Raw genomic sequence first — 2,306 nt, forward strand, 5'->3', positions numbered from 1 at the left:
CCGCTGCCGGGCGGCCCGAAGCTCGTGCAGATCGACCTCGCCACGAACGCCGTGCGCAAGGTCTATCCCGCTGCAGGCGGCGACCGGCGAGAAGAGCTTCATCGACGATTTCCGCTTCAACGGCAGCCACATCTACCTGACGGATGCCGGCCAGCCCGGGCTGATCGTCCTCGACCGCGAGACCGGCGGCCTGCGGCGGGTGCTCGACGGCCATTGGTCCACCATCGCGCAGCGCCCGCTCACCGGCCAGGGCCGGGTGCTCCGGGACGACCAGGGCAGGCTGCTCTTCATCCACGCCGACCAGCTGGAGGTCTCGCCGGACGGCAAGACCTTCTACTATCAGGCCTGCACCGGGCCGCTCTACAGCATCGAGACCCGGTATCTCGACGACGCGACCGTGAGCGACGACGAGCGCGCCAAGCACGTCAAGCTCCACGCCGCCACCGTGGCGACGGGCGGCACCGCCATCGACGCGGCGGGCACGATCTACGCGAGCGACACGGACGGCCTGCGGATCCTCAAGATCGCGCCGGACGGGACGATGAGCACCCTGGTGCAGGACCCGCGGCTCGTCTGGGTCGACGCGATGTGGATCGACGAGCAGGGCGGCCTGTGGATCCCGGCGGCGCAGATGAACCGCACGCCGGCGATGAACGGCGGCGAGGCCTCGGCGGTCAAGTTCCCGACGACGATCTACCGGATGCAGATCGACGCCAAGCCGCTGCGCAACTGAGCCGGGTATGAAGCGCCTGACGCACCGCGCGGAGAACCGGGATGCCGGTTCCCAAGTTTGACCGAAGCGGGGGCCGGGCCCCGGCGCGAGGATGGGAGGGACGGATCATGCGCAGGATTCGGACGTCGCGGCCGGCCGCCGCCTTCTTGGCGGCCGGCCTGATCGTCACGTGCGCGACGCCGACGCGGGCCGACGCCGCCCTCGTCCTTCGCGAGACCCGGCTCCACACGCCACCGGATTCCCACGAGCCGCAGCGGGCGATGGTCAACCTGCGCAACACCGGTCCGGACCTGGCGACGAACGTGACCGTCCTGTGTACCTTCACGGGGGCCGGTGGGGCGGTGCTCGACACGCAGCAGGCCTCGGTGCCGGAGGTCGTGGGCCTCGCCGACGTGCAGGCCGAGACGATCTACTACGGCTGGCCCCGCGCGAGCGGCGCCACCTGCCGCCTCGCCGAGCCGCACTGACCCGGTCCTCGCGGGCCGGCCGACGCAGCCTTGGCGGTTTCCGCGCGTTATGGTGCGTTCCCGTGGCGTCCCAGGTCCGTTTCCGGCAGAAGGCCCCCACGACCCGCCACCTCTGTCACAGCGCCAGTCCCGTGCCCGATTCACCGGCCCTCCCCGCCCCGGCGACCAGCCCCGACCGCCCCGCGCAGATCGGCCCCGTCGCGTCCGCGCGGCCGGCGGCGGAGCCCGTCGCGACGCCCGGACCCTGAGCGTGGACGCGACAGGGACCGACATGCTCCTGCGGCGCGCCCGCGCGCTGGAGGAGGAGGCCGCCGGATTGCGGGCGCGGGCGGCGACCACCGGCACCGGCGGCGCGCCGCCGATCCCCGACGGCGCCGCCCGGTTCGCCGCCATCGCCCTCGACCGCGACGGGTGCATCACCGCCTGGAACGCCGGCGCCGAGGACATCCTCGGTTGGACGGCGGAGGCGATGGGCGGCCAGCCCTTCGCGGCGCTGTTCACGCCCGAGGACCGGGCGGCGGGCCATCCCGGGGCCGCTCTGCGCAGGGCCCTGGACGAGGGCAGCGTCGCGGACGCGGACTGGCACCTGCGCGCCGTCGGCGGCCGCCGGCGGATGTCCGGCTCGGTGACGCCGCTGCGCGACGGGGCCGGTGCCCATGTCGGCTACGTGGCGGTGCTCCAGGACAGCCTGGACCTCGACACCGCCGACCGGGCGCTCCGGGAGGCCGAGGCCCGTCTGCTGCGGGCGCAGGAGGCGGGCGGGATCGGCCTGTTCACCGTGGGGGTCGACGACGGGCTCCTGCACCCGACCCCGCAATTCTGCCGGCTCTACGGCCTGCCGGAGCGCAGCACCTACCCGGCCGAGATCGTCGAGGCCCTGATCCTGCCGGAGGACCAGACCCTCGTCTCGACGGCAGCGAGCCGGCGCCGGGGCGACGCCCCGCGCGACGTCACCTACCGGATCCGGCGGCCGGATACCGGAGAGATCCGCTGGATCGCGCGGCAGGGCGAGATCGAGCGCGACGTCCACGGGCGCCCGGTGCGGTTCTCCGGGGTGGCGCGCGACATCACCGAGCAGCGGCAGGCCCGGGACGCCCGCGCGCCGG

3 protein-coding genes are annotated in these 2,306 nt (G+C 74.2%); all 3 read left to right on the forward strand.

Features of this window, described 5'->3' with window-relative positions:
- Positions 1-733: L-dopachrome tautomerase-related protein (locus I53_RS12245; protein WP_286009580.1), on the forward strand; the 733-nt coding region annotated here is incomplete at its 5' end.
- 107 nt (positions 734-840) lie between these two features.
- Positions 841-1,200, forward strand: coding sequence for a hypothetical protein (locus I53_RS12250; protein WP_043351061.1), 360 nt, complete (start codon positions 841-843; stop codon positions 1,198-1,200).
- Positions 1,201-1,450: 250 nt separating this feature from the next.
- On the forward strand, positions 1,451-2,306 hold an 856-nt coding region (locus tag I53_RS12255), incomplete at its 3' end, for a PAS domain S-box protein (protein WP_148291126.1).

Origin of the sequence: Methylobacterium sp. B1 (genome assembly GCF_000333255.1) — a bacterium.
Classification (GTDB): Bacteria; Pseudomonadota; Alphaproteobacteria; order Rhizobiales; family Beijerinckiaceae; genus Methylobacterium; species Methylobacterium fujisawaense.

Bases quoted from the DNA above. Each gene is read 5' to 3' on its own strand.
- I53_RS12250 (WP_043351061.1), top strand. From the start codon at position 841: ATGCGCAGGATTCGGACGTCGCGGCCGGCCGCCGCCTTCTTGGCGGCC.